Here is a 25,210-nt window from a genome sequence, read left to right on the forward strand (position 1 = left end):
TGCCACCGAGGGTGCGAGAGAGCGTCCACACATCGTTCCCACGGCGCTCACACGGCACGGAATGCGAGCGATCGTCGCACGTATTACGGGTTTCCACGGCCGTGATCCGGCCGATGTTCTGTGTGAGACTGGGCTTCGGCTGACGGTTTGTCAGGCAGAAGGGGGCGGTGTGCACGTCGAACTCTTCCCGCGCCCGCGTCAGTTGCCGGCGGCCGTCGCGGACTTCGTCGGCCGCGAGGAGCTCCTCCAGTCCGTCGTGGACCTGGTCACCCCGTTTCCGCAGGTCGTGCTGCTGACCGGACCGGTGGGCGCGGGTAAGACGACGCTCGCCGTGCACGCCGGGCACCGGGTGGCCAACGGTCACTTCCCGGACGGTCAGCTGTTCGTGCGGCTGCGCGGTACGACACCGCACGAGGTGCTGGGCCGGTTCCTCGCCTCGCTCGGGCTGTCCGTTCCCGCGGATTTCGGTGCCCGTCTGAGCGCCTATCGAGACGCTGTTGCGCGCCAGTCACTTCTGCTCGTTCTGGACGACGCGACGAGCGCGGAGCAGGTGACACCGCTGCTGCCGCGCTCACCCGGCTGCGCGGTTCTGGTGACGTCACGGCACCGGTTGCGGCTGCCGCACGTGGTCGAGGTCGGCGCGTTGGAGCGTGCGCAGGCGATGACGTTGCTGGGCAGGCAGATCGGCTTCGACCGCGTGTCGGTCGAGGCGACGTCCGCCGATGCCCTGGTTTCGGCGGTGGGCTGTTCGCCGCTCGCGTTGCGGATCGCCGGTGCCCGGCTGGCCGCGCGACCGCACTGGCCGATCTCGCTGCTGGTCGACCGGCTGTCCCTGGACGCGTTGACGCACGGTGGGCTGTCCGTTCGGGCGGCGTTGGAGGAGGCGACGGGCGACCTGAGCTCGCACGCCCGCAGGCTGCTGGGACTGCTCGCCGGTCTGGGCTCGCACCGGTTGCCTTCGTGGGCGCCGGTGGCGGCTTTCGGGGACGTGCGCGGACAGTCCGCTGTGGACGAACTTGTGTCGGCGCACCTCGTTTCGGCAGACGGAGCTGAGTACGTGGTGCCACCGCTGGTCCGGGAGTTCGCCGGCCAGGAGTCGCCGGACGCGCTGCGGCGGGTGCTGGGCGGGTGGCTGCACCTGCTCGATCGCGCCCGGATCGCGTTGTACGGCGGCGAGTTCTCGGTCGTGCGCGGGTCGTCGGTGCGCGAGGTGGTGCGGCCCGATCGGCTGCTGCGGACCGATCCGCTGGCGTGGCTGGAGGTCTCCGCCGACCGGTTGTGCGAGGCGGTGTCGCTCGCCGCTGAGGCCGGGTTCGACGAACTGAGCTGGGAGCTCGCGCACGGCCTGGTGATCCTCTTCGAGGCCCGCACGGACTACGACGGCTGGCAGCGCACGCACGACGTGGCGCTGGCCGCCTGTTCGGGCAACGCGCGAGGTACCGCTGTGCTGCGGTGCTCGCTCGCCTCGTTGCACATCAGCCAATGCCGGTACGACATCGCGCGCGAGATGACCGTGCTCGCCAAGGACGTCTTCGAGGACCTCGACGATCTCGCCGGGCTGGGGCTCACCTACCGCAACCTCGGGATCGTGTCGCGGTCGTCGGGGGAGATGGCGGCGGCGCGGCGGTGGTACCAGCGGGGACTGGCGGTGTACGAGCGGCTGGGCGACCCGGTGGGGCAGGCGTCCGTGCTGCAGAACCTGGCGCAGATCGACCTCTACGACGACGATCCGGCAGGGGCGCTGGACCGCCTCGGCTCCGCTCTGGAGGTGTGCGAGGGGATCGGTCCCGCGCGGGTGCTGGCCCAGATCAACTACCGGCTGGGCAAGCTGCTGGCCGCGCAGGGACGGCACGACGAGGCCTTCGGTGTGCTGACCGCCGCACTGGACCTGGTGCGCGGCGCGCGCGACCGCCGTGGCGAGAGCTTCGTGCTCTACCTGTTGGGGTGCAACGAGTTCGCGCGTGGCCGGCTCGGTGCCGCCCGCACGTCGCTGCACGGGTCGGTGACCCTCTGCGAGGGGAACTTCGACGTGGTGGGCGCGGCGCGGGCCCGAATGGAACTGTCCCGCGTGCACCGCGCGTGTGGCGAAACCCAACTCGCGGACGAGCTCGAAGCGGCCGCCGGTGCGGTTTACTCGGAATTCGGGCTGAAACCGGTGCTGGACGATTTGATCTTCCAGCTGTGAGGTATTGCTCCAACCGAGTGCTTGGCTGACCCGTAAGATTCCGTTAGGGTCGCATTCGCGGGCAATTGGCAGGGCTGATGGCGTTACCGAAAATCGCCCAAAAATTGATCAAAAATTAGCCACTTGTTCGATTGCAACCAAAACACTGCTCCGACCGGGTGTCGCCTGCCACGGCAGGACCAGTCGTCGCTCACCGTGCGGGACGGTGTTGACCGGGACGTGTGCGTGCAGTGGTGCGAGGTCGGCCAAAAGGGGCTTGCGAGTCGTGAGAATCGGACCAGTCTTGTCTAATGGCATAGCCGGGATCCGGCCGGCGGACGGTGGCCTCGACCAGGGGGTGGAACGCACCATGGGTGGTGTCCCGACGTTTCCCCGCGGTAGGCCACTGACGTGGGCGGACCTGGAGGCGATGCCTGATGATGGGCACCGTTTCGAACTCGTCGACGGGGTGCTGGTCATGAGCCCCTCACCCCGTCCTGTGCACCAGCGGGTCGTCGCCCGGCTGCTGGTGGCGCTGACGGCTGTCTGCCCACCGGAGCTGGAAGTCCTCCCCGCTCCGGTCGACGTGGTGCTCGCCGACGACACGGTCTTCATCCCGGACCTGGTGGTGGGCCGGCGCGAGCAGTTCACCAAGCAGGCGCTCATGGGACCGCCCGTGCTGGCGGTCGAGGTCCTCTCGCCCCGGACCCGCCACGTGGACCTGGAGCTCAAGCGGGCGAAGTTCCAGGAAGTCGGTTGCGAGAACTACTGGATGATCGACTACGACAGTCCGTGGCTGCGCTGCCTGCACCTCGAGAACGGGGTGTACGTGGAGCAGGCGCGGTCCGACGGTGAGGAAATCATCGAGCTGCAGTTCCCGTTCCCGGTGAAGCTCAGCGCCCAGGGCCTGGTGCGCTGAGCGCACCCGCTCGTCGTGGTGGATGAAGGGCGCCTTCATCCACGTGAGGTGGATGAAGGCGCCCTTCATCGACAACCGGGGCGCGTGTGAAAGGGGCTCACATCCCGAACTTCGAACTGAGCCACGCGCGGGTCGCGTCGCGATAGGCGTCCGCGTTCCGGTGCAGGGCGAGGGAATGTCCCGCACCGGGCAGCACGTAGGTTTCCAGTTGCGCTTCCGGCCGGTAGTACAACGCCTCCTGGGCGCGCAGCGCATTCGCGTTCGAGCAGTCGCGCAGTGCCAGCACACCGCAGAACAGGACGTCGTTCGTGCCGACCGCGTTGAACACCGGCACGTCGATGCCGTACGTGGTGGGCAGCACGATGCCGAACACCGCCACGGTTCCCATGCCGGGCACGGAGACCTCGTCCTTCGTGGCCTCGTCCGCGTCCACGACGAGCTGGTCGGCGTCGTCCAGGTCGTAGAACAACCCGGCCCGCGCACCCGGCCGCGTCGTGAAGTACAGCGGATCGCTGCCGAGCGTGCCGAGCAGGTTGTCCAGGAACACCGGCTGAAGTCCCAGCGCCGCACCGAGGGTGAGCACCGGGACGGCCGGCATGTGCGTCATCCCGGACAGGACCACGCCGTCCACGTCGTGGTAGGTCGCGGCTTCCATCGCCACGATGCCGGACCCGACGGAGTGCCCGACGATCACGACCTTCTCGTACGCGGTGCCGCCGACGTGCCCGGCGCGCAGGTGCTGCACGACCTCGTGCAGGTTCAGCGCCTCCAGGGTGATCAGCAACGGCAGGCTCGACGGGTGCGTCGAGGCGCCGGTGCCGAGCCGGTCGACCGCGAACGTCGCCCGGCCCGAGCGGGCCATGTCCCGCTGGTACGAATAGGACTCCGGCGCACCCGGCAGGTCCCAGTACGAGCGGTTGTACGTGCCGCCGTGCACCAGCAGCTGGATCGTCTTCGGGCTCACGCCTGTCGGCTCGCACAGCTGACCGGACATCGTCGCAGTGCTGGTCGGGCCGGAGACCGGGAGCGTGGTGATCGAGCAGTCGACGCCAGTGGCGTTGGCGGCAGGCGCAAATGACGTCATTGCCAGCACCGCGGCGACAACGGGGAGCAGTTTCACGCTGATGGCTTTCTGCTAGTGGCGATCATCGGCAGCTGGTTGGGCTGCATCGTCGCCTTCACCTGGGCGTAGACGCGTTGTCCCGCAACGGGGACGAGGTCCCACCGGGTGGCGATCGTCGCGGCGGCGATCGTGATCTCCGTGTGGGCGAGGAAATGTCCTGGGCAGTAACGGGAACCCGCGCCGAACGGGATGAAGGCCCCCTTCGGCAGCGCCGCGGCCCGTTCGGGTGCCCAGCGGTCGGGGTCGAAGCCGTCGGGATCGGGGAACCAGCGGGGATCGCGGTGCAGGGTGTGCTGCGAGACCGCGATCTCGGTCCCCTTCTTCACGAGCACGCCACCGATCTCGACGTCCTCGCGGGCCCGGCGCATCAGGATGATCGGCGGGGTGCGGCGCAGCACCTCGTTGATGATCCGGCCGGTGTACTCCAGTTTCGCGACGTCCCCGAACGTGGCCGGCCGGTCCCCGAGCACGGCGTCGACCTCGGCGTGGAACCGCTCTCGCACCGACGGCCGCGTGCCGACCTCGTGGAAGAACCACGCCAGCGCCACGGCCGTGGTCTCCGCGCCGGTGGTGAGGATCGTGACGACCTCGTCGTGGATCTGCTCGTCGGTCATCGCCTCACCGGTGTCGGCGTCCCGCGCGGCGAGCAGTGCCGAGAGCAGGTCGCCGTGGTCGGTGCCCTGCGTCCTGGCCCCGACGACGACCTCGGGGATGATCCTGCGCAGCCGGGCGGCGGCCTCGTCGAACTCGCGGTTCGCCCTGATCGGCAGCTTCTCCACGAACGACGGGGAGAACGCGCGCACCAGCACGTGCTTGAGCATGATCGGGATGGAGTGCTTGATCTCGGCCAGCACCTCTTCACCGAGGTCGGCGGAGAACAGCGTGCGACCGGCGACGGTCATCACGAAGTCCTGCATCACCTCGTCGAAGTCGAGCCGCTGACCGTCGTGCCACGAGTCGCGCAGCTCGGTCGCCAGCGCGGTGATCACGGTCTCGGCGTAGGTCGCGACCCTGGTGCGGTTGAAGGCGGGCAACATCATCCGGCGCTGCCGCTGGTTGAACGCACCGTTCGAGGTGGCGAGCCCGTTGCCGAACAGCGGGCGCATCTTGTCGAACACGATGCCCTTGTCGAACTTGTCCGACGTGAGCAGCTGCGTCGCGAGCTCCGGCGTCGTCACCAGGTACACCGGCAGGGGACCGAGGAAAACCCTGACCACGTCACCCTTGGCGGATAACGACGCCAGGAACTCGACCGGCGACCTGAGCAGGGTGGCGGTGTGCCCGATGAGGGGCCATCGGCCCGGCACCGTCGTGACGCTCGGCATCACAATCACCCTCTCGTGCGACCCCGAACAACCTAGGGCCATCACGCCACCGGAGGCGAGCAGATACACACGATCGGATGCTCATGCGTTCGGCCGATCTGGTGTACGCGGCCGGCGGCCTGGCGAGGCCGGGCCGCACAAGTACAGTCGGTCCGTGAGCAGCGACCTCGGTTGGGTTCCGCCAGGTGTGGACACGACGGTGCCGTCACCGGCGCGGGTGTACGACTACTGGCTCGGTGGTGGCCACAACTTCGCCCCGGACCGGGTGCTGGCGGAGAAGATCCTGCAGATCATGCCCGGCGTCCGCGACGCGGCGCGGTTGAACCGGTCGTTCCTGCGCAGGGCCGCTCTGCACATGGTCGGCCAGGGCGTGCGGCAGTTCCTCGACATCGGTTCCGGCATCCCGACGGTGGGCAACCTGCACGAGATCGTGCAGGCCGAGGCGCCCGACTGCAGGGTCGTCTACGTCGACAAGGACCCGGTGGCCGTCGCGCACAGCGAGCTGATCCTCGCGAACAACCCGAACACGGCCGTGCTGCAGGCCGACCTGCGCGACCTCGACACGATCTTCGACGCGGGCCCGACCCGCGAGCTCATCGACTTCGACCAGCCGGTCGGGCTGTTCATGTTGCTGTTGCTGCACTTCGTCCCGGACGAGTGGGACCCGGCGGCGATCGTCGGGCAGTACCGCGACCGGCTGGTGCCCGGCAGCTTCCTCGCCCTGTCGCACGCGTCGGCCGAGGCGAAGCCGACCGGGATGGACGAGGCCGTCCAGACCTACAACACCAAGAGCTCGCAGAACCAGGCCTTCCCGCGCACGTACGACGAGGTGCTGCGGTTCTTCGACGGGTTCGAGCTGGTGGAGCCCGGTCTCGTCGGCTGCCCGGCGTGGCGGCCGGACGGCGAGGGCGACTTCGCGGCGAACCCGGAGATCAACGAGGTCCCGTTCGCGGGGGTCGCTGTCAAACGCTGACCGCGGTTGGTCAGCGGACGGTCAGCGCCGGTCGGCACCTTGTGGGCAACACCGACCCACAGGGGGCAACACCATGAAGAACGTCCTGATCTCCGGCGCCAGCATCGGCGGTCCCGCGCTCGCGTACTGGCTGCGCCGCCACGGGTTCGACGTCACCGTCGTCGAGCGGGCCCGCGGTCTGCGGCCCGGCGGCCAGGCCATCGACGTGCGCGGCCCGGCGCTGGAGGTCGTCGAGCGGATGGGCCTCGGCGAGCAGCTGCGGTCGTTCGACACGAACATGCGCGGCATGACCATGCTCGACGGCGACGGCAACGAGCTGTTCAGCTCCACCACGCACACCGTCAGCGGCGGCGACCTGTCGAGTCCCGACGTCGAGCTGCTGCGCGACGACCTCGCGAACATGCTGTACAACGCCGCCGACGGCGTCGAGTACCTGTTCGACGACACCATCACCTCGATCGACGGCACCCGCGTCACGTTCGAGAAGGCGGCGCCGCGCGACTTCGACGTCATCGTCGGCGCGGACGGCCTGCACTCCAACGTCCGCAGGCTGGTCTTCGGGCCGGAGTCGGAGTTCATCAGCCACCTCGGCATGAACCTCGCCGTGTTCACCGCGCCGAACTGGCTGGGCCTCGACCACTGGCAGACGTTCCAGCAGGGCGAGGTCGTCGGCGGCGGCATCATGAGCGCCCGCTCCAACGCCGAATGCCGGGTCTACATGGGCTTCAACGGCGAGGTCGCCTTCGACCACCGCGACGTCGACGCCCAGCGCCGGCTGATCGCCGAGAAGTTCGCCGACGCCGGCTGGGAGTGGCAGACCGCGCTCAAGCACATGTGGGAGGCACCGGACTTCCACTTCGACTCGATGAGCCAGATCCGCATGGACTCCTGGTCGCGCGGCAACGTGGTGCTGCTCGGCGACGCGGGCTACTGCGGTTCGCCGTTGTCCGGTCAGGGCACCAGCATGGCGTTGATCGGCGCGTACGTGCTGGCAGGCGAGCTGCACACCAACGCCGCGACCGCGTTCCAGCGCTACGAGGAGATCATGCGGCCGTACGTGACGGCCAACCAGGACTTCGCGGTGCGCAACAGCACGAGCCAGGGCGCGTTGTCGGGTACGGACGAGTTCTACCGCATTGTCAACGACTTCCAGCTCACAACGTACTGAACAGGTCGCCCTGTTGTCGATGAAGGGCTCCTTGCTCCACCTGGGGTGGATGAAGGAGCCCTTCATCCACCTCGACGAGCGGCCGGATGCTAGTAAAGGTCCTCGATCGCGGCGGTGAGGTCGTCCCTGGGCAGCACCGCGCCGGTGAACCGGACGACCGCGGTGATCCCCTTGGCGTTGCGGTGCCGCCAGTCGCCGAAGTCGAGCCCGTCGAGAGCGGCGGCGACCTCCGGGTCGCCGCCGAAGTCGGTTTCCTCCCAAAGTTCTTCCGACGAGATCAGTACGCCGCCGCGGGCGAACGACAGCCGCGTCAGCGCGTTGACGTTCCAGAAGTAGCTGGCCGCCTTCCCCTTGCGGGACAGGTGTTCCAGCACTTCCCGGTTGGAGCCGACGTAGTTGTTGTCCTCGACCACGACGACACCGCCGTCGATCTCGACGGCGATGGAGTCGTCCTCGAAGTCGTCCACCACGTCGTCGACGTCGAGGCCGGTGATGACCGTGACGGTCGCCGCCTCGCCGAGGAGGTTGGGCAACCACCTCAGCGCGGCTTCCGGGGCGATCTCGCGCTCCGGTTCGGGTTCGCCGCGCAGCCGATGACCGATCCTGTCGGTCTTCTTGCGCACCAAGGGTTCCGCGTGAGGTGCCGGCCAGATCAGCAGCTCGTACGCCTCGTCGTCGTCCCCGTCCCGGCCACGGGCGGACACCCGGACGCGGAAGTCGCCCGGCCACGGCGGCATGCCACCGTGACCGAGCCTGGCGTCGCCGTCGACCGCGGTGAAGCTGACCTCGGCGACCTCGTCCCAGTGCGCGACGTCCGGCTCTGCGGGCACTTCGAGCACCACCCGCACCGACACCGGTACGCGGCCTTCCTCGATTCCGGTGTGCACGGCGAAACCGGTGTCGACGGCGGCAACGAGACCCGTCGCCGCGAAGTCCGCCGAGGAACGGCTCGGTTCCTCCACGCACACGAACTCGTGGCCGGACACCGGAACGCTCGTCTCCCAGGAGGAGCCCATGTACTCGTCGCGGCGCTTCCGCAGCAACGCCTGCGCGTACGCCGGTGGCTTCGGGATGTCCGGCAGCAGCAGCGCGGTCACGCCGATCGCGATGCCGATGATCGCCAGCGGGTCTTTCGACGCCGGGGTGCCGAGCCTGGTCAGGACGGCCGCCGAGACCGCCACCGCCAGCGCGAGATGCGCCGCGCCGTGCTTGGCGGCGACCGCGGCCTCGTCGCCGGTCAGGTCGCCGAGGTCGAGCAGGGCGGCGGTGGTGCGCACCCGTTCGGTGATCAGCTCGATCGCCCCGGGGTACATCGCGGCGGCCATCGTGACCGGTGTCTTGAGCGCGCTCTGGCCCACGAACGACAGGATCGAGAAGCTGCTGCCGTCCGGGAGCGGGCGGACACCCGCGACCGCCTCCGCGGGTGCGGTCAGCGTCAGCCGGGCCACGCCGAGTTCGAGCGCCCCGAGCAGCCGTTCCGCGGTCAGCCCCGGAAAGTCGTCGAGCGCTCGCTGCGCGGGCGTGCCGTGCCGGCGGCCGTCGGTCCACTGACGTGGTTCGTAGCGGCCGAGTTCGGCGGCCGGTTCCGCCGGGATGAGCGCCTCGATCGCCGGCACGGCCCGCAGGACCAGTTCCTCGAATTCCCCCACGGCGCGATTGTGCCGTGTGATGGCCCGGCTCACAGGCATTTGACTGAACATGATCGCTCGCGCACGATCGGGTGTTGACAACAGCATCCGCACGCCGCGGGGGAAGCCGGTGCAACTCCGGCACTGACCCGCAACGGTGAAAGTCCGACTGCCCGTGGCGTGCGGTAGCTCCACCAACCCCGTCGAGGACAGCGGGGCAGGGAGGCGTAGTGATCCGGAAATCCGTGCTGGCCGCGTGCGTCGCGGTCGCGCTCGTGGCGACACCCGCGGCCGCCGAGCCCGCGCCGTCGGCCGGAACGTGGCTGGCCGGTCAGTTCGAGAACGGCGACCACCTGCTCAGAGGGCCCGGTCTGCTCGACCACGGGCTGACCGCGGACGGCGTCTTCGCGCTGGCGGCGTCCGGAGTCGGCAAGTCGACCGCGGTGAAGGCGGCGGCGTGGCTCGCCCAGCCCGAGCAGCTGACGTACTTCGCCGGTGACGGCGAGAGCGAGTCGTACGTCGGTGGCCTGGTGAAGCTGGCGCTGGTCGCGCAGACGCTGGGGACCGACCCGCACGAGTTCGCGGGCGTGGATCTTCTCGCGCGGTTGTCGGCGTTGCAGGAGGAGTCGGGGCGTTATCGCGACCGCACCGATCCTTCGTTCGACCAGACCAACGCGTTCACGCAGGCTTTGGCGATCATCGTGCTGAAGCGCGCCGGGCTGCCGTTCGACAAGGCGTTGGCGTACCAGGTTTCCACGCGGTGCCCGGACGGCGGGTTCCCGATCTCGTTCGGCGAGCCGGTGTGCAAGTCCGATGTGGACGGTACGGCGATGGTGCTGCAGGCGCTGCTGGCCGCGGGGGAGAAGAAGGCGTCGGCTGACGCGCTCACGTGGCTGGCCGCACAGCAGAAGGCGGACGGCGGGTTCCCGTCGGCGACGGCCGGGACGAACGCCAACAGCACCGGGCTCGCCGTCGGCGCGCTCGTCGCCGGTGGCCGCACCGACGCCGCCGACAAGGCCGTGGCGTACCTGAAGTCCTTGCAGATCGGGTGTTCCGGACCGGAGGCGCAGCGCGGTGCGGTCGCGTACGACGGCGGCGGGTTCGAGCTGTACGGGGCGATTCGCGCCACCACGCAGGCGATGCTCGGCCTCGCCCGCGTGAGCCTCGCCGACGTGACGGCCGCTTCCGCCACCGCCGGGGTGCCCGGGAGCGACTGCACCCCTGCTCCTTCGTCCACGGTTCCATCCACGGTTCCGCCTTCGGTTCCGGCGCCCGCCGGTACTGCTCCGGTCGACCCGCCGCTCGCCGCGACCGGTCCTGACCAGGCGGTGCCGTTGACCCTGTTCGGTTCCTCCGCGGTGCTGGTCGGCGCCGTGCTCCTCGTCGCAGCCCGTCGTCGGAAGGTTGGTGCGTGATGCGCCGGATCCTCGCTGTTCTCGCCCTGGCCGCGTCGTTCGTGGTGACGCCCCAGGCCTCCGCCGCCGACTGCGCGGGCGTGAAGGTCGTGGTCGACTTCACCGCGCTGGGCGGTGGCGTCCAGACCGAATGCGCCCCCGGTGACTACGCGACCGGGCTGGACGCGCTGAAGGGAGCGCACTTCACGTACTCGTTCGTGCCGCGCCAGCCCGGCTTCGTGTGCACGATCAACTCGCTGCCGAACCCGTGCACCAAGCCGACGACCAGCGCGTACTGGTCGTACTGGCACGCCTCGCCCGGCGGCACCTGGACCTACAGCACCGCGGGCGCCGGCAGCTACGACCCGGCCCCCGGCACCGTCGAGGGCTGGTCGTTCGGTGCCGGCACCGCACCGGGCGCCACTCCGTGACGAGGCTCTTCTTCGCGCTGGCACTGGTGATCGCGTGCGCGTTCCCGGTGCCCGCGTCGGCCGCGGACTGCGACGGCGTGACGGTCGTCGTCGACTTCGGCAGCCTCGGGGGAGGCGTGCAGCAGGGCTGCGCGCCCGGTGGTCCGGCCTCAGGTGTGGCGGCGCTGACCGCGGCCGGGTTCGGGTACACCTACGCGTCCCGGCAGCCCGGTTTCGTCTGCCGCATCGACGGAAAGCCCGGCGCGGACGCCGACAAGTGCGTCAACACCCCGCCCGCCTCGGCCTACTGGTCCTACTGGCACGCCTCCGCCGGCGGTTCGTGGGTCTACAGCAACCAGGGTGCGGCGACGTACGTGCCGGCTCGGGGGAGCGTAGAAGGCTGGGCGTTCGGGGCGGGAGCGCAACCGGGGACGGCACCGCCGACGGCGGCACCGGCACCGGCACCGCAGCCGCCCGCGCCTCAACCTCCGGCTCCGAAACCTCCGGCCCCGCCTGTGGTGACCACTGCTGTGCCGCCGACCTCGTCTGCGGCACCTTCGCCATCCAGCGAGCCGGTTCCGCCGGCGACGACTTCTTCCACCGCGGAGACCTCGGCGGTCGTGGTCGAGCAGAAGGCCCAGCGGGCTGAGGAGGAGCCGGGGCCGCGCTGGTGGTGGACCGCGGCCGGCGTGCTGGTGATCGCGGGGCTGGTCGTGGCAGGGGCGCTCGTGGCTCGCCGTCGTCGCCGAGCAGAAGAAGAGTGAGGCTTCACTCCGGCGCGTGGTGGCTCTGGGCCCTGGGCCTCGCCACCGCCGCCGGCCGCACCACCAACCCGCTCGTGCTGGGCCTGGTCCTGGCCGTGGCGGGCCTGGTGGTCGTGACCTGCCGAGCGAACACCCCGTGGTCCGGAACCTACGGCGTGTTCCTGAAATTCGGCCTGATGGTCATCGCCCTGCGCGTGCTCCTGCACGTCTTCCTGGGCGGCACGGCAGGCCCGACCACCCTCTTCACCCTGCCCCAGGTCCCGCTCCCCACCTGGGCCCGGGGCATCCGCATCGGCGGCCCGGTCACCGCGGAAGGTCTGGTATTCGCGCTGTACCAGGGTTTGCTGCTCGCCACGATCCTCAGCTGCGTGGGCGCCGCCAACGCCCTGGCGAACCCCAAGCGCCTCCTCCGCTCGCTGCCGGCCGCCCTGTACGAGGTGAGCGTGGCCGTGGTGGTGGCGCTGACCGTTGCACCGCAACTGGTCGCGTCCGCGCGGTCGGTCAGGAAGGCACGGCAGCTCAGGGGCGACACGGCACGAGGCGCACGGGCGATCCGCACGATGTTGGTGCCGGTGCTGGAAGACGCCCTCGACCGGTCGCTCGTGCTGGCCGCCTCCATGGACGCGCGCGGGTACGGGCGCACGGCCGGCATCTCGACGCGGGACCGCCTGCTCACCGGCACGCTGGTGCTGGCCGGGCTGTTCGGGTTCTGCATCGGCACGTACGGGCTGCTCGCCGACGTCTGCGTGGGCTGGCCGCTGCTCGCGATCGGCGGGGTGCTGGCGGTCGCGGGACTCAGGGTGGGGGCGCGGAGGGTGCCGCGCACGCGGTACCGGCCGGACCGGTGGACGTTCAGGGCGGTGGGGGTGGCCTGCAGCGGGATGATCGCCGCAGCGGCACTGGTGTTCTCGGGGGATCCGGCGCTGTCGCCGTCGACGGTTCCGCTTCAGGCACCGGAACTGCCGGTGGTCCCCGCGCTGGCGGTACTGCTCGCGCTGCTACCGGTGGTGATCGTGAGGGAAGCATGATCAGGTTCGAGAACGTCACGATCACCTACGCCGAGCGGCCGGTGCTCGCGAACGTCGACGTGGAGATCTGCGAAGGCGAGCTGTGCCTGGTCGTCGGCCGCACCGGCGCCGGCAAGTCGACGTTCCTGCGCGCCATCAACGGTCTCGTGCCGCACTTCAGCGGCGGCACGCTGAGAGGCCGCGTGCTCGTGGACGGGCGCGACACCGCACACCACCCGCCCCGCGAGCTCGCCGACGTCGTCGGGTTCGTCGGACAGGACCCGGTGGCGGGCTTCGTCGCGGACAACGTCGAGGACGAGCTCGCGTACTCGATGGAGTCGCTGGGCCTGCCGGGCACCGTGATGCGCAAACGCGTCGAGGAAACCCTGGACCTGTTGGGTCTCGCCGCACTCCGTGACCGTCCACTTGCGACCCTCAGCGGCGGCCAGCAGCAGCGGGTCGCGATCGGTTCCGCCCTCACCGCGCATCCCAGGATCCTCGTGCTGGACGAACCGACCTCCGCGCTCGACCCCGGCGCCGCCGAGGACGTGCTGGCCGCCGTGCAACGGCTGGTGCACGACCTGGGCATGACGGTGGTGATCGCCGAACACCGCCTGGAACGCGTCGCCCAGTACGCGGACCGCGCGTTGCTCCTGCCGCAGGCCGAGATCGGCGAGGTCGGCGCGGTGCTGGCGAAGTCACCGGTCGCGCCGCCCGTGGTGAGGCTGGCGCGGGTGGCGGGGTGGTCGCCGGTACCGGTGTCCGTGCGGGACGCACGCCGGCAAGCGGCCTCTCTGCGCGCACGACTGCCCGAACCCGCGGCCGAGCCGACCGAAAACCTCAAGCCCGTCCTCCACACCGAGAACGTCACGGTGAAGTACGGCGACGTTCAGGCCGTGCGCGGGGTTTCGCTCAGCGTCGGTGCAGGCGAACGCGTGGCGCTGATGGGCCGCAACGGTTCCGGCAAGTCTTCGCTGCTCTGGGCGGTGCAGGGCAGCGGTAAGCGCACGTCCGGCACCGTCGCGGTCGGCACCACGGATCCCGAGGAGCTGAAACCGAAGGCGCGGCGCCGCAAGGTGGCGCTGGTCCCGCAACAGCCGCAGGACCTGCTTTACCTGGAAACGGTCGCCGAGGAGTGCGCCCAGGCCGACACCGAGACCGGACGACCACCGGGAACGTGCCGCAAGCTGCTCGACGGCCTGGTGCAGGTGCCGGACGACACCCACCCGCGCGACCTGTCGGAAGGTCAACGCCTGGCGCTCGTGCTCGCCGTGATGCTGACCGGCACCCCGGACGTGCTGCTCCTCGACGAACCCACCCGCGGCCTCGACCACCCGGCGAAGGAGGCGCTCGCAGGCGTCCTCAAAGGACTGGACAGCGCCGTCGTGCTGGCCACGCACGACGTGGAGTTCGTCGCCGAGTACGCGAGCAGGGTGGTCGTGCTGGCCGAGGGCGAGGTCGTCGCGGACGGTCCGGCACGCGAGGTCGTCACGTCGTCGCCGATCTTCGCGCCGCAGGTCAGCAAGATCCTCGGCCCGTGGCTGACGGTCGCCGACGTCGAGGCGGCCCTGTGATCGCCATCAGGCGGAGGTCGGCGATCGCGCTGGCCGTGTCCGGTGTGATCGGACTGGCGGCGTTCACCTGGCCGCTGTTCGTCGCGCCGGCCAGCGACATCGCGCACGGCGGTGACGCGCCCTGGACGTTCGCGCTGTTGCTGCCGCTCGTCCTCGCGGTGGTGCTGGCCGAGCTGAGCGAGAAGGGCATGGACTCCAAGGCGATCGCGATGCTCGGCGTGCTGTCCGCGCTCGGTGCCGCGATCCGGCCGCTCGGCGCGGGCACGGCGGGCATCGAGACGATCTTCTTCCTGATGGTGCTGAGCGGCAGGGTGTTCGGGCCGGGATTCGGGTTCGTGCTGGGCAACACCACGTTGTTCGCCTCGGCGCTGCTGACCGGTGGCGTCGGTCCCTGGCTGCCGTACCAGATGCTCGGCGCCGCCTGGGTCGCGCTCGGCGCCGGGTTGCTCCCGCAGTGGCGCGGCAAGACCGAGATCGCACTGCTCGCGGCCTACGGCGTGATCAGTTCGCTGGCCTACGGGTTCCTGCTGAACCTGTCGTTCTGGCCGTTCGCGGTAGGCGAAGGAACGTCGGTGAGCTTCGACCCGGCCGCGCCGGCGGGCGAGAACCTGGTGCGGCTCGCGGCTTTCACGCTCACCACCTCGCTCGGCTGGGACCTCGGGCGGGCGGTCACCACCGCGGTGCTCGTGGTCGTGACAGGTCCCGTGCTGCTCAGGACGTTGCGACGGGCATCCCGGAAGGCGTCGTTCGAAGTCTGCTGAGCGTTCTTCCGGGGTACCCGTCGCCCATGACGGATCCGGAAGAGGCTGAAGAGTTCGCCGAAGAGGTGGGCGTCGACCCCACGCCGCAGGAGGTCGACGAGTACCTGGACATGACGCGACCGGGTGAGTGGCACGCCGACGAGAAGATGGATCCGGGCGGCGCGCCCGCACCTGAGGACGGGGAGGACCCGACCGGCGGTTCCGGCGCGTGATGCGTGCCCTGATCACGAACGACGACGGAATCGACTCGCTCGGCCTCGTGACGCTGGCCGGCGCGGCGTTGTCGTGCGGCCTCGACGTGGTGGTCGCGGCACCGTCCGCGGAGGCCAGCGGCACGAGCGCGTCGGTGGCCGCGGTCGGCGAGACCGGCCGGGTGCTCAGCGAACGCCGCACGTTGCCCGGCCTCGACGCCGAGGCGTACGCGGTCGCGGCTCATCCGGGCCTGATCGCGCTGATCGCGTGCCGCGGCGGCTTCGGCGGCAAACCGGACGTGGTCCTGTCCGGCGTGAACCTGGGCTCGAACGTGGGCCGCGCGATCCTGCACTCCGGCACCGTCGGCGCGGCGCTGACCGGCCACCTGAACGACGTCACCGCCATGGCGGTCTCGCTCGACGTCGGATTGGACGGGTCCGAACCGTTGTGGGACAAGGCAGGTGAGGCGGTGCGCGCGGTCCTGCCGGTGCTGCTCGACCTGCCGGCGGCCTCGGTGCTCTCGCTGAACGTGCCGAACATCGTCGACGTGCAAGGATTTCGCTGGGCCGGGCTGGCCCGCTTCGGTGCCGTGCAGAGCCGGGTGGAGGAGGTCGGCGAGAACGAGGTCGAACTCGTCACGGTGTGCTCGGAGGACACCCCGGCCCCCGGCACGGACGCCGCGCTGCTGGCCTCCGGTTACGCCACGCTGACGGCGCTGCGGTCGGTGGCCCGCGACCCTAGCGTCGAGCGCCCCTTGCCGGCCTGGCCACGGTGATGACGAGCCCGATCAGCGCGGTGCGGACTTCCAGGAAGCTTTCGGTCGTCACGTCGTTGAGCGACAACGCCAACATTCCGAACGAAAGCATCAACAGCACGCCGTACATGCGTGCGAGGTCGTGCCGCCACGCGCAGACCACGCCCAGCACACCGACCCCGAGCTGGATCACGTGGTAGTTCGGGTCCAGGCCGAACACGTCGAACCATCCGAACGCGAGCTGCAACAACCCCGCGGAGAGGGTGAGGATCTGCGGCCTCGTGAACTCCAGTTCGTTGCTCAGCAAGGCCATAGGACCGTCCTACCTCTCAGATCGCCGCCAGACCGCGTCGTACTGCGCTTGTCGTTCGCGGTCCCGCGCGGCGTTTCGCTCCCGGCGCCCCGAGGTCGCCGACCCTCGTGGGTACCCGTACTTGGTGAGCCGGTAATCCACGCTTTCGGGTGCGTAGGACAACGCGAAGTACAGTCCTACAACGAAACCGAGCCCACCGCACGAGATGGCGAGGGGCCACGGCGAGCCGAGCCCGAACACCAGAGCCAGTGCGATGATCGTGACCAGCGGCGTGACCTGCACGAGGCTGCGGATCGTGAACCGCACCAACCACTTCGGACCGGTCACGTCGTCGTAGACGAACTCGCGGTGCTTCTGCGGAAGACGGCCGCCCGCGTAGTACCAGACCTTCAGCGCTGGGTTCATCGAGCGGCCTTGGCGATCACCTTGTGCAGCACCTCGTTCAGCTGCGCGAGCTCCTCGAACGTCATGTCCAGCTGCTCCACGACCTTGAAGGGGATCTTGAGCGCTTCGGTCCTCAGCTCCCGACCGGCCTCGGTCAGGGTCAGGGCGAGCGCGCGTTCGTCGGCTTTGTCCCGTTGCCGCTCGAGGTAACCGATCGCCTCCAACCGTTTCAGCAACGGGCTGAGCGTGCCGGGGTCGAGCTGCAGCACCGCGCTCAGGTCCTTGACCGTGCGCGGTGACCGCTCCCACAGCGCCAGCATCACCAGGTACTGGGGGTGCGTGAGGTTCAGCGGCTCCAGGATCGGCCGGTACACCGCGATCACCGTGCGGGAGGCCACGGCGAGGGCGAAGCAGACCTGACGCTCCAGTTCGAGCGGGTTCTCGGGGATACTTGGTGTACTAATCATTTGTGTACACAGTATCAGGCGCACCCGCCGCCGGGATTGTTCGGCGGCCTGCCGGGTAGCCGACGTCGTGGCCCGCACAACCGTCGTCATCGCCTCGCGCAACCGCGCCACCAGCCTGCTGCGGACGTTGTCCCACCTCAGCGAGCTGGCGGTACCGGTGATCCTGGTCGACAACGCCTCCACCGACGCCACCGTGCCGCGCGTGCGGTCGGAGTTCCCCGAGGTCCGGGTGCTGCAGTCGCCGGTGAACCTCGGCGCCGTCGCCCGCAACCTGGGCGTGCGCGCCGCCTGCACCCCGTACGTGGCCTTCGCCGACGACGACTCGTGGTGGGCACCCGACGCGTTCGAACGCGCCGAACCGATCTTCGACGCCCACCCGGACCTCGCGGTGATCGCCGCGCGCACCCTCGTCGGCCCGTCGGAACGGCCGGATCCGATCACGCCGTTGCTGCGCGACAGCCCGTTGGGCATCGGCGTCGCGGGGCCCGCGGTGCTCGGTTTCATGGCCTGCTCGGCGATCGTGCGGCGGCAGGCGTACCTGGAGGTGGGCGGCTTCAGCCCGGTGCTGTTCTTCCGCGGCGAGGAAACGCTGCTCTCGTGGGACCTCGCGGCGGCGGGATGGGCGCTCTGCTACGTCGAGGACGTGGTGGCGCACCACCACCCGGCCACGTCACGCGCACCCGGCGGCGATCTCGTCGAACGCCGCAACGCCGTGCTCACGTCGTGGATGCGACGGCCGGTGCACCGCGCGGTGGCGGCGTCGCTTCGCGATCCGCGGGCGTTCCGCGCGGCCGTTCCGAAGCTGCGCCAGGCACTTCGGCAGCGACACGCGCTGCCGAAGCACCTGGAGAGCCAGATCAGGAAAGCGAGCGGACCGCCGCGGCGAGGCGCGTGATGCCCTCGTCGATCTGCTCCGGCGTGACGCCCGAGAACGCGAGGCGCATGGCGTTGTCGCCGCCCTCCAGCAGGAAGTCCGAGCCCTTCACGAACTCGACACCCTGCTCCTTCGCGACCGGGAAGAGCTTCTCGATCGACACGCCCGGCAGCTCCACCCACATGAAGTAGCCGCCCTGCGGCGCGGTGAAGACGGCCTCCGGCAGCTCCCGCTGCAACGCGGCGACGAGGGCGTCCTTGCGCGCGCGCAGTGCCGTGCGCACGTTGACGACCGACTCCTCGAGACGGCCGGAACGGCAGTACGAGTTCACGATCGACTGCGCCACCATGTTCGGCGAGATGTACGTGGTGGTGGCGATGTCCTGGATCTTCTTGATGATCGCCTTCGGGCCGACCAGGTAGCCGCAGCGGATGCCGGGCGCCATGGTCTTCGAGAACGACGACGCGTAGACGACCTTGTCGTTCTTGTCCTGCGACAGCATGGTCGGCAGGGGCTCGCCCTCGAACCGGACCTTGATGTACGGGTCGTCCTCGAACAGCACGAAGTCGTACTTGGCCGCGAGGTCGAGCAGCCGCGCCCGCTTCGCCTCGGACAGCGTGTAGCCGGCCGGGTTGTGGAAGTTCGGGATGATGTGCGCGAGCGACGGCCGCACACCGCTCTCCAGCAGCTGCTCGAGCGCGTCGACGTTGATGCCGTCGGTCTCCAGCTCGACGGCGTGGATCTTGGCGCCGCGCTGGCGCAGGTTCAGCAGCGTGCGGTCGTAGGTCGGCGCCTCGACCACCACGTCGTCGCCCGGCTGCACGAGCAGCTCGAACAGGAACGCGTCGGCCTGCATCGAACCGTTGGTGACCAGCACCTGCTCCGGCTCGACACCGTGCTGCTCCGCGATCCACGCGCGCAACGGCACGTAACCGACGCTCGTGCCGTACGCGAACGTGCCGCCGGGGTCGTCCGTGAAGGCTTTCTGCGCCGCTTCGCGCAGGCCCTCCTGGTCGATGATGTCGAGAGAGGGCGCTCCGCGCGTGAACAGAATCGAGGCCATGCGCGGAGCGTACAACTCCCACGATTTGGGCTACGGGCGATATACGTACTCGTTGAGCTGCTGCACCGCCTGGGCCGCATTGCCGAGGTGATAGAGATCGACCGCCAGGTAGTTCGGCTTCTTCCTCGCAGCGGGCTGACAGAACTGCTGAGCACGATTCAGCAGCTTGCCGTTGTCGTTCGTCGCCGTGGCCGTGAACGGCACGTCGCGGAAGTGGTTCATGACGAACAACGGCTGGAAGCTGCCGGTCGCGGTCAGCGGCTTTTCATCCCATCGGCTGTAACAGGACCAGTCGGAGTCGCCCAGCCCCGGCCCCATCGACCAGTAGTTCTCGACCGTCCAGTCCCGCTGGTACAGGACACCGGAGTCCTCGCGGCCGTCCCTGCCGTGGTCGGTGAAGATCAGCAACCGCTTGTTCGCCGCCTGCAGTTCACTGCGCCTGGGCCACCCGTTCTGCGGCACGCCCTCGGCCCGGTACAGGACGTCGTTCAACCCCCGCACCCTGCCGAGCTCGTTTCGGAGGGTGTTCGCGTCGACGTAGTCCTCCAGGAAGACCGTGATGACCTCGCTCCGATTGTTTCGGAGAAAATCCACGATCCGCTGAAGGTCGACGTTGAGCGCCACCGGCCGGCTCACCAGCGTGCAGCTGTTGTGACACAGGATCGCGCCGTCCGGCGTCTGGTGGATGTCCAGCATGAACCCGCGCACACCGTCGCTCAGCTGCTGCACGATGCCGCGCGTCTGGTTCTTGGCGAGGTTGACGAACGGCGGCGCGAACCCGCCGTCCACCCCGTTCGCGTAGGCGTTGTGGGCGGTCAGGAACGTCATCTGGTCCAGCCGCGGATCGGCCGGCATGGGCTCGGTCTGCGCCTGGGTCGGCGTCAGGTACCAGCGGGACTCGCCGCCGAGGCCGAAGATCTCCCATTGATCACCGAACTGACGGAGCTCGTGAACCGCATCCCCTTGTGAGCACGAACCCATGGTGAGCTGACGGGTGATGCACTGACCCGGCGAGTCGGTGTTCTCGAACCTCCCGTCGCTCAGTCGCCATTGCTGGTGGTCTTCGTTGCCCTTCGGGCGGTGCAGGGCCAGTCCGGTGCCGCTCTGGGCGACGTTGAGGCCGGTCCGGACGCCGGTGAGGTAGTACGTGCCCGACGGAGCCGCGTGCGCGGTGGTCGGCACCAGGGGAAGCAGCAGCAGCGCTGCGACTGCAGGGAGGTATCGCACGGTGACCAGAGTCACCCACTTGAGTGAAACATGAAACGCTCTCAAGCGTTTGGTCGTTTAACACTGTGGGTATCCCACGCAACGTCCCACCCTCTTCACCGGTAGTACAACTCCACCCGGCAGCCGTCGCCCAGCCGAAGGGTTAGGGCCGGTTCTGAGCGCCGCCTTCACAAGCCGCGCAGGGTTCGACTCCCTCGGTTGCCACGCGAACTCGGGCGCGGAGCGCCCTCACGGACACCGATTCCCGCGGTGAGAAGCGGTGGCGGCGCGGTCGACGGGCCGCGCCGCCCGCTTCGGTCGACGCCGGATGCCCGGGCATGAAGAAGCCCGCCCGGCCGCAAGGACCGAGCGGGCTCCCCGGAAACAACTCAGATGGCGCGAACGGCCTGCGCCTGCGGTCCCTTCTGACCCTGGCCGATCTCGAACTCCACGCGCTGCTTCTCCTCCAGCGACTTGAAGCCGTTGCCCTCGATCTGCGAGTAGTGCACGAACACGTCCGGACCACCGCCGTCCTGCGCGATGAATCCGAAGCCCTTCTCGCCGTTGAACCACTTCACGGTGCCTTGCGCCATACCGATTGCTCCCTAGAGTTCATGCCCCCGTCGAGCGGGGTGCGCGGGCAGTCTGCCAGCGGACGGTCTCTCTCACATCGTGGTTAGCCCGGTGGTGTGACGAAGTAAGTTGAACGCGGTACCACCGAGAGGAGCAGGGATGACGAACTGGCTGGACGTCGCGCATGAGGTCGCCGCGACGCTCAGGTCCGACGCGGCGGAGAGGGACCGGGCCAACCAGCCACCGGCCAAGGAGGTGGAGCTGCTCCGGCAGAGCGGCCTGCTGAACGTCCGGGAGTGGGACCTGCAGCAGCGGATCAACCGGGTCGTCGGCGCCGCGGACGCGAACGCCGGGCACCTGCTCGGGTACCACTACCTGCAGATCTGGCGCAGCGGCCTGTTCGACGTCCCCTTCAGCGTCCGGCCCGACGAGTTCTGGGCGGGCGTCAGCAACCCGCTCGACGCGGCGCTGGAGCTCACGCCCAAGGGCAGCGGGTTCCTGCTCAACGGCCGCAAGACGTTCGCCACCGGCGCCTCCCAGGCCGACCGGATCGTGGTCAGCGCGACCCGCACGGACAACGGCGAGAAGCTCACGTTCCTGCTCGACGGCAAGGCCGACGGAATCACCTACCTGGACGACTGGGACAACATCGGGCAGCGGCTGACCGCGTCCGGCGGCGTCAACTTCGAGAACGTCGAGGTCACCGAGATCCTCGGTGTGCAGCCGGCAGGCGAGGACCCGCGCCTGAGCCTCGCCGCCATCGGGTTCCAGCTCGTGCTGGCCCAGCTCTACGTCGCGATCGCCGAGGGTGCGCTGCAGGAAGCCGCCGACTACACCCGCACCAAGACGCGGCCGTGGTTCGTCAGCGGGGTCGAGGCGGCCACCGAGGACCCGTACATCGTCGTCGCGTACGGCGAGATGGTGTCGCAGACCAGGGCCGCCGGGCTGCTCGCGGACGAGGCCGGACGGCGGCTGTGGGAGGCCTCCGAGCTCGGTCGCCACCTCACGCCGCAGAAGCGCGCGGAAGTCGCCGTCACCATCTCCGAAGCCAAGGTCGTCAGCACCAAGGTCGTCAACGAGGTCACCAGCCGGATCTTCGAGCAGGTCGGCGCGCGCGGCACGGCCGCCAAGTACGGCGTCGACCGCTTCTGGCGCAACGCCCGCACGCTGACGCTGCACGACCCGGTGGTCTACAAGGCCCGCGAGGTCGGCGAGCACTTCCTCACCGGCGCCCGCCCCGCCTGCACCGGGTACAGCTGATGCAACCGGTTCTGGCCGACTCGGTCCGGCTCACCGACGAAGGCGTGCTGATCCTCGACCGCCGCGAGTTCCCGTTCGAACGCAACTGGGTGCTCTGCCGCACGGCCGAGGAGGTCGCGCGGGCCATCGAGGACATGGTCACCCAGTCCTCCGGCCCGTACTTCGCGGTGCTGTACGGCATGGTGCTCAAGGCGCGCGCCCTCGAACACCTCCCGTTCGACCAGGCCCGCGCGGAGCTCGCGAAAACCGCGGCGGCGCTCGAGAACACCAGGCGCACCAACAACGCCCTGCGCAAGGCCACCAAGATCGTCCTCGACGCGGTCGACGCCGGACAGGACGTCACGCACGCCCTCAAAGGCGCCGAGGAAGGCGACCGCAGGTATCGCGCCAGGAGCCAGGCGCTGGGCGAGCACACCGCGAATCTGCTGCCCCAGCAGGCGACGGTCCTCACGCACTGCTGGGCCGACCTCTACCTCACCGAGACGGTCAGGGCGGCACAGCAGCAGGGCAAGCAGCTGCGGTTCTTCTGCACCGAGACCCGCCCCTACCTGCAGGGCGCCCGGCTCACCGCCGAGACGTTGATCGAGATGGGCGTCGACACCACGCTCATCACCGACGGCATGGGCGCGGCCGTGCTGCAGTCCGGCGAGATCGACGCGTTGGTGACGGCGGCCGACCGGGTCACGATGGACGGGCACGTCGTCAACAAGGTCGGCACACTGGGGTTGGCCGTGGCGGCACACGCGTTCGGCGTACCGTTTCACGCCCTGGTGCAGGCACCGGACCGGCAGGCGCCGACGGCACGGGACGTACCGATCGAGCACCGCGACGGCGCGGAGGTGCTGCAGGTGCTCGGCAGGCCGAGTGCCACGCCGCGGGTGAAGGGGCTGTACCCGGCGTTCGACGTCACGCCGCCGCAGTTCGTCACGGACGTGGTGACGGACCGGGGCGTTTTCGGCGCAGGGGAGCTGGACAAGTACTACGAGGGAGAACAGCGGTGAGCAAGTGGGTCGTGCTCGACATCGAGGGCACGCTGAGCGCGACGGACCAGGTGCTGGTCGTCCTGTACGACTACGCCCGGCCGAGGCTCGGGCCGTGGATCGAGCAGCACGGTGACGACCCCGTGGTCGCCGACGCGGTCAAGCAGATCAAGGAACTGAGCGGCCACGACGACGTTGTCAAGGCGCTGCACGACTGGATGGACGCCGACCAGAAGGTCACGCCGCTCAAGACGTTGCAGGGCCTCATCTGGCAGCAGGGCTACGCGCAGGGCGACCTGGTGGCGGAGTTCTTCCCGGACGTCGTCCCCGCGCTGCGCAAGTGGCACGACGACGGCGTGAAGCTCGCGATCTTCAGCTCCGGCTCGGTCGCGGGCCAGATCGCGTTCTTCCAGCACACCACGGACGGCGACCTGACCCCGTTGCTGGAGCACCACTTCGACACGGTCAACGCGGGCCCGAAGCGCGAGGCCGAGTCGTACCGCAAGATCGCCGCGGTGCTGCGGAGTGACGACATCACCTTCTACAGCGACGTCCCGGCCGAGCTGCACGCCGCGCAGGAGGCGGGCTGGAAGACGGTCGGCGTCGCGCGCGCCGGCGAGCCGTACGGCAACGCCGACTTCACGCCCCACCCGACCGTCTGGGAGCTTTCGTGACGGCGGAGCTCGCCCGCGAGTGCGCCCGATACGCCGCGATGGGCTGGATGCGCGGCACCTCGGGCAACCTTTCCGTGGTGCTGCAACGAGATCCGCTGCGGCTCGCGGTCACGGTCAGCGGTGTGGACAAGGGCGAGATCACCGCCGAGGACAGCGTGGTGATCGACGCCGACGGCAACGCGGTCGACAGCGACAAGATCCCGTCCGCCGAGGCCGGCCTGCACGCCAGGATCGCGCGCGTCGCCGGTGCGGGCGCCGTCGTGCACGTCCACGCGCTGGCCCCGGTCGTCGCGGCCGAGCACTGGCCGGACGGCGTGGTGCTGCAGGACCTCGAAATGCTCAAGGGCTTCGGCCGCCAGGCCCACGAGGAGGTCGTGGTCCCGGTCGTGCCGAACTCGCAGGACATGGTCGAGCTCGGCGACGCGTTCGAGAAGGGCTTCGATCCCGGTGTTCCGGCGTTGCTCGTGGCCCGGCACGGTGTGTACGTGTGGGGTGACGACCTGATCCAGGCCCGGCACCGGTTGGAATGCCTGGAGTGGTTGCTGCGCTTCAAGGTGGAGACGCGAGACATCTTTACGGGGAGGCACTGATGACGTTGCTGACGGTGTGGCCGGACTCCGGCCCCGAGGAGACGCTCGTCCGCACGACCGACCCGGAGGAGATCGCCACCGCGCTCAAGGAGCACGGCGTGCGCTTCCACCGGTGGTCCGTTGTGGACGGTGTGACCGCCGAGAACGCCCTGCAGGTCTACGCATCCGACGTCGCCCGCGTCAGCGAGACGGAGGGCTACACCTACGTCGACGCGGTGGAGATGACCCCGGCGGACACCGACGAGTACCGCGTGAAGGCCGTCGAGTTCCGGAACAAGTTCCTCGCCGAGCACACGCACGACGACGACGAGGACCGCTACTTCGCCCGCGGCGCAGGCGTTTTCTACCTGCACATCGGCTCGAAGGTCTACGCGGTGCTGTGCGAGGCGGGTGACCTGCTGAGCGTGCCGGCGAACACGACGCACTGGTTCGACATGGGCACCACGCCCGACTACGTGTCGATCCGGTTCTTCCACGACGACGACGGCTGGATCGGCAACTTCACCGGCAGCGACATCGCCACGAAGTTCCCGACCTTCGACGAGCTCCGTGCGGGCCTCTGAACGCTCCCTGTTTGGTGGGTGTAGTGGGGGGGGCGGCCGCCCGAGGGGGTGGGTGGCGGCCCCGAAGCGGCCGCAGCGGGGCCGCGGGGGCCGGGGTTTTGAGGGAG

The 25,210-nt window shown here is 69.5% G+C and carries 27 protein-coding genes and 1 riboswitch; of the genes, 18 read left to right on the forward strand and 9 right to left on the reverse strand.

The window, feature by feature from the left end:
- Positions 1-169 precede the first annotated feature (169 nt).
- Entirely contained in the window at positions 170-2,185 is a 2,016-nt protein-coding gene (locus tag ABZV40_RS08330) for a tetratricopeptide repeat protein (RefSeq protein WP_355437481.1), read from the forward strand.
- Between the two features lie 349 nt (positions 2,186-2,534).
- The gene (locus ABZV40_RS08335; RefSeq protein ID WP_355437483.1) at positions 2,535-3,083 is read left to right on the forward strand and encodes a Uma2 family endonuclease; all 549 of its coding nucleotides are present in this window, start codon (positions 2,535-2,537) and stop codon (positions 3,081-3,083) included.
- A gap of 97 nt (positions 3,084-3,180) precedes the next feature.
- Here the strand turns inward: ABZV40_RS08335 and ABZV40_RS08340 are convergent, their stop codons facing one another.
- Together ABZV40_RS08340 and ABZV40_RS08345 are read right to left on the reverse strand one after the other, a co-directional pair.
- Positions 3,181-4,167, reverse strand: coding sequence for an alpha/beta fold hydrolase (locus ABZV40_RS08340; RefSeq protein WP_355437485.1), 987 nt, complete (start codon positions 4,165-4,167; stop codon positions 3,181-3,183).
- 32 nt (positions 4,168-4,199) lie between these two features.
- Positions 4,200-5,531: a cytochrome P450 gene (locus tag ABZV40_RS08345; protein WP_355437487.1), complete on the reverse strand. Its 1,332-nt coding sequence runs from the start codon at positions 5,529-5,531 to the stop codon at positions 4,200-4,202.
- A 154-nt stretch (positions 5,532-5,685) separates the two neighbouring features.
- Here ABZV40_RS08345 and ABZV40_RS08350 point away from each other — a divergent pair, with 154 nt between their 5' ends.
- Positions 5,686-6,504 (forward strand): SAM-dependent methyltransferase, encoded by an 819-nt coding sequence (locus ABZV40_RS08350; protein WP_355437489.1) that lies wholly within the window; start codon positions 5,686-5,688, stop codon positions 6,502-6,504.
- Between the two features lie 73 nt (positions 6,505-6,577).
- Positions 6,578-7,672, forward strand: a complete 1,095-nt coding sequence (locus tag ABZV40_RS08355; protein WP_355437491.1) for an FAD-dependent monooxygenase — start codon at positions 6,578-6,580, stop codon at positions 7,670-7,672.
- 89 nt (positions 7,673-7,761) lie between these two features.
- On the opposite strand, the gene ABZV40_RS08360 is transcribed toward ABZV40_RS08355, so the two are convergent.
- Positions 7,762-9,321, reverse strand: a complete 1,560-nt coding sequence (locus ABZV40_RS08360; protein WP_355437493.1) for a DUF6461 domain-containing protein — start codon at positions 9,319-9,321, stop codon at positions 7,762-7,764.
- 66 nt (positions 9,322-9,387) lie between these two features.
- A riboswitch (cobalamin riboswitch) is annotated at positions 9,388-9,496 on the forward strand.
- A gap of 34 nt (positions 9,497-9,530) precedes the next feature.
- Between ABZV40_RS08360 and ABZV40_RS08365 the strand changes: the two genes are divergently transcribed.
- From ABZV40_RS08365 to ABZV40_RS08400, 8 genes are read left to right on the forward strand one after another with little or no spacing between them, the layout of a single operon-like run.
- Complete coding sequence (locus ABZV40_RS08365; RefSeq protein WP_355437495.1) at positions 9,531-10,715, forward strand: LPXTG cell wall anchor domain-containing protein; 1,185 nt, start codon at positions 9,531-9,533, stop codon at positions 10,713-10,715.
- On the forward strand, positions 10,712-11,125 hold the full coding sequence (locus ABZV40_RS08370) for a hypothetical protein (RefSeq protein WP_355437497.1): 414 nt from the start codon (positions 10,712-10,714) through the stop codon (positions 11,123-11,125). The genes ABZV40_RS08365 and ABZV40_RS08370 overlap by 4 nt, the downstream gene beginning before the upstream one ends.
- On the forward strand, positions 11,122-11,868 hold the full coding sequence (locus ABZV40_RS08375) for a hypothetical protein (protein WP_355437499.1): 747 nt from the start codon (positions 11,122-11,124) through the stop codon (positions 11,866-11,868). The genes ABZV40_RS08370 and ABZV40_RS08375 overlap by 4 nt, the downstream gene beginning before the upstream one ends.
- Positions 11,865-12,896 (forward strand): CbiQ family ECF transporter T component, encoded by a 1,032-nt coding sequence (locus ABZV40_RS08380; RefSeq protein ID WP_355437501.1) that lies wholly within the window; start codon positions 11,865-11,867, stop codon positions 12,894-12,896. The genes ABZV40_RS08375 and ABZV40_RS08380 overlap by 4 nt, the downstream gene beginning before the upstream one ends.
- Positions 12,893-14,449, forward strand: coding sequence for an ATP-binding cassette domain-containing protein (locus tag ABZV40_RS08385; protein WP_355437503.1), 1,557 nt, complete (start codon positions 12,893-12,895; stop codon positions 14,447-14,449). The genes ABZV40_RS08380 and ABZV40_RS08385 overlap by 4 nt, the downstream gene beginning before the upstream one ends.
- Positions 14,446-15,210, forward strand: coding sequence for an ECF transporter S component (locus tag ABZV40_RS08390; protein WP_355437505.1), 765 nt, complete (start codon positions 14,446-14,448; stop codon positions 15,208-15,210). The genes ABZV40_RS08385 and ABZV40_RS08390 overlap by 4 nt, the downstream gene beginning before the upstream one ends.
- A gap of 26 nt (positions 15,211-15,236) precedes the next feature.
- Entirely contained in the window at positions 15,237-15,422 is a 186-nt protein-coding gene (locus tag ABZV40_RS08395; protein WP_355437507.1) for a hypothetical protein, read from the forward strand.
- Entirely contained in the window at positions 15,422-16,177 is a 756-nt protein-coding gene (locus tag ABZV40_RS08400; protein WP_355437509.1) for a 5'/3'-nucleotidase SurE, read from the forward strand. The genes ABZV40_RS08395 and ABZV40_RS08400 overlap by 1 nt, the downstream gene beginning before the upstream one ends.
- Here the strand turns inward: ABZV40_RS08400 and ABZV40_RS08405 are convergent.
- The 3 genes from ABZV40_RS08405 to ABZV40_RS08415 are packed head-to-tail and all read right to left on the reverse strand — an operon-like array spanning position 16,140 to position 17,320.
- The gene (locus ABZV40_RS08405) at positions 16,140-16,469 is read right to left on the reverse strand and encodes a hypothetical protein (RefSeq protein WP_355437511.1); all 330 of its coding nucleotides are present in this window, start codon (positions 16,467-16,469) and stop codon (positions 16,140-16,142) included. The two genes, ABZV40_RS08400 and ABZV40_RS08405, sit on opposite strands and share 38 nt — an antisense overlap.
- Positions 16,470-16,478: 9 nt before the next feature.
- Positions 16,479-16,874, reverse strand: a complete 396-nt coding sequence (locus ABZV40_RS08410; RefSeq protein WP_355437513.1) for a DUF5313 family protein — start codon at positions 16,872-16,874, stop codon at positions 16,479-16,481.
- Complete coding sequence (locus ABZV40_RS08415) at positions 16,871-17,320, reverse strand: MarR family transcriptional regulator (protein WP_355437515.1); 450 nt, start codon at positions 17,318-17,320, stop codon at positions 16,871-16,873. Before ABZV40_RS08415 ends, ABZV40_RS08410 begins: the two co-directional genes overlap by 4 nt.
- 67 nt (positions 17,321-17,387) lie before the next feature.
- Between ABZV40_RS08415 and ABZV40_RS08420 the strand changes: the two genes are divergently transcribed.
- Positions 17,388-18,215: a glycosyltransferase gene (locus tag ABZV40_RS08420; protein WP_355437517.1), complete on the forward strand. Its 828-nt coding sequence runs from the start codon at positions 17,388-17,390 to the stop codon at positions 18,213-18,215.
- Here the strand turns inward: ABZV40_RS08420 and ABZV40_RS08425 are convergent.
- From ABZV40_RS08425 to ABZV40_RS08435, 3 genes are all read right to left on the reverse strand, one after another.
- Positions 18,178-19,257 carry a PLP-dependent aminotransferase family protein gene (locus ABZV40_RS08425; protein ID WP_355437519.1) on the reverse strand — a complete coding sequence of 360 codons (1,080 nt, stop codon included), beginning with the start codon at positions 19,255-19,257 and terminating at the stop codon, positions 18,178-18,180. The genes ABZV40_RS08420 and ABZV40_RS08425 overlap by 38 nt on opposite strands.
- Before the next feature lie 30 nt (positions 19,258-19,287).
- Positions 19,288-20,484, reverse strand: coding sequence for a PI-PLC domain-containing protein (locus ABZV40_RS08430; protein WP_355437521.1), 1,197 nt, complete (start codon positions 20,482-20,484; stop codon positions 19,288-19,290).
- A gap of 368 nt (positions 20,485-20,852) precedes the next feature.
- A complete protein-coding gene (locus ABZV40_RS08435) occupies positions 20,853-21,056 on the reverse strand; it encodes a cold-shock protein (RefSeq protein ID WP_109639991.1) in 204 nt (67 codons plus the stop codon).
- Positions 21,057-21,195: 139 nt separating this feature from the next.
- Between ABZV40_RS08435 and ABZV40_RS08440 the strand changes: the two genes are divergently transcribed.
- Genes ABZV40_RS08440 through ABZV40_RS08460 form a run of 5 tightly spaced genes read left to right on the forward strand, consistent with a single transcriptional unit; the run spans position 21,196 to position 25,103 of the window.
- Entirely contained in the window at positions 21,196-22,296 is a 1,101-nt protein-coding gene (locus ABZV40_RS08440) for an acyl-CoA dehydrogenase family protein (RefSeq protein ID WP_355437523.1), read from the forward strand.
- Positions 22,296-23,297 carry a s-methyl-5-thioribose-1-phosphate isomerase gene (locus ABZV40_RS08445; protein WP_355437525.1) on the forward strand — a complete coding sequence of 334 codons (1,002 nt, stop codon included), beginning with the start codon at positions 22,296-22,298 and terminating at the stop codon, positions 23,295-23,297. Before ABZV40_RS08440 ends, ABZV40_RS08445 begins: the two co-directional genes overlap by 1 nt.
- Complete coding sequence (gene mtnC, locus ABZV40_RS08450) at positions 23,294-23,950, forward strand: acireductone synthase (protein ID WP_355437527.1); 657 nt, start codon at positions 23,294-23,296, stop codon at positions 23,948-23,950. The genes ABZV40_RS08445 and mtnC overlap by 4 nt, the downstream gene beginning before the upstream one ends.
- Positions 23,947-24,540, forward strand: a complete 594-nt coding sequence (mtnB, locus tag ABZV40_RS08455; RefSeq protein WP_355437529.1) for a methylthioribulose 1-phosphate dehydratase — start codon at positions 23,947-23,949, stop codon at positions 24,538-24,540. The genes mtnC and mtnB overlap by 4 nt, the downstream gene beginning before the upstream one ends.
- Positions 24,540-25,103, forward strand: a complete 564-nt coding sequence (locus ABZV40_RS08460) for a cupin (protein ID WP_355437531.1) — start codon at positions 24,540-24,542, stop codon at positions 25,101-25,103. The genes mtnB and ABZV40_RS08460 overlap by 1 nt, the downstream gene beginning before the upstream one ends.
- The last annotated feature ends 107 nt before the right edge of the window (positions 25,104-25,210 follow it).

It is taken from the genome of Lentzea sp. NPDC004782, assembly GCF_040609115.1.
In the GTDB taxonomy this organism is placed as follows: Bacteria; Actinomycetota; Actinomycetes; order Mycobacteriales; family Pseudonocardiaceae; genus Lentzea.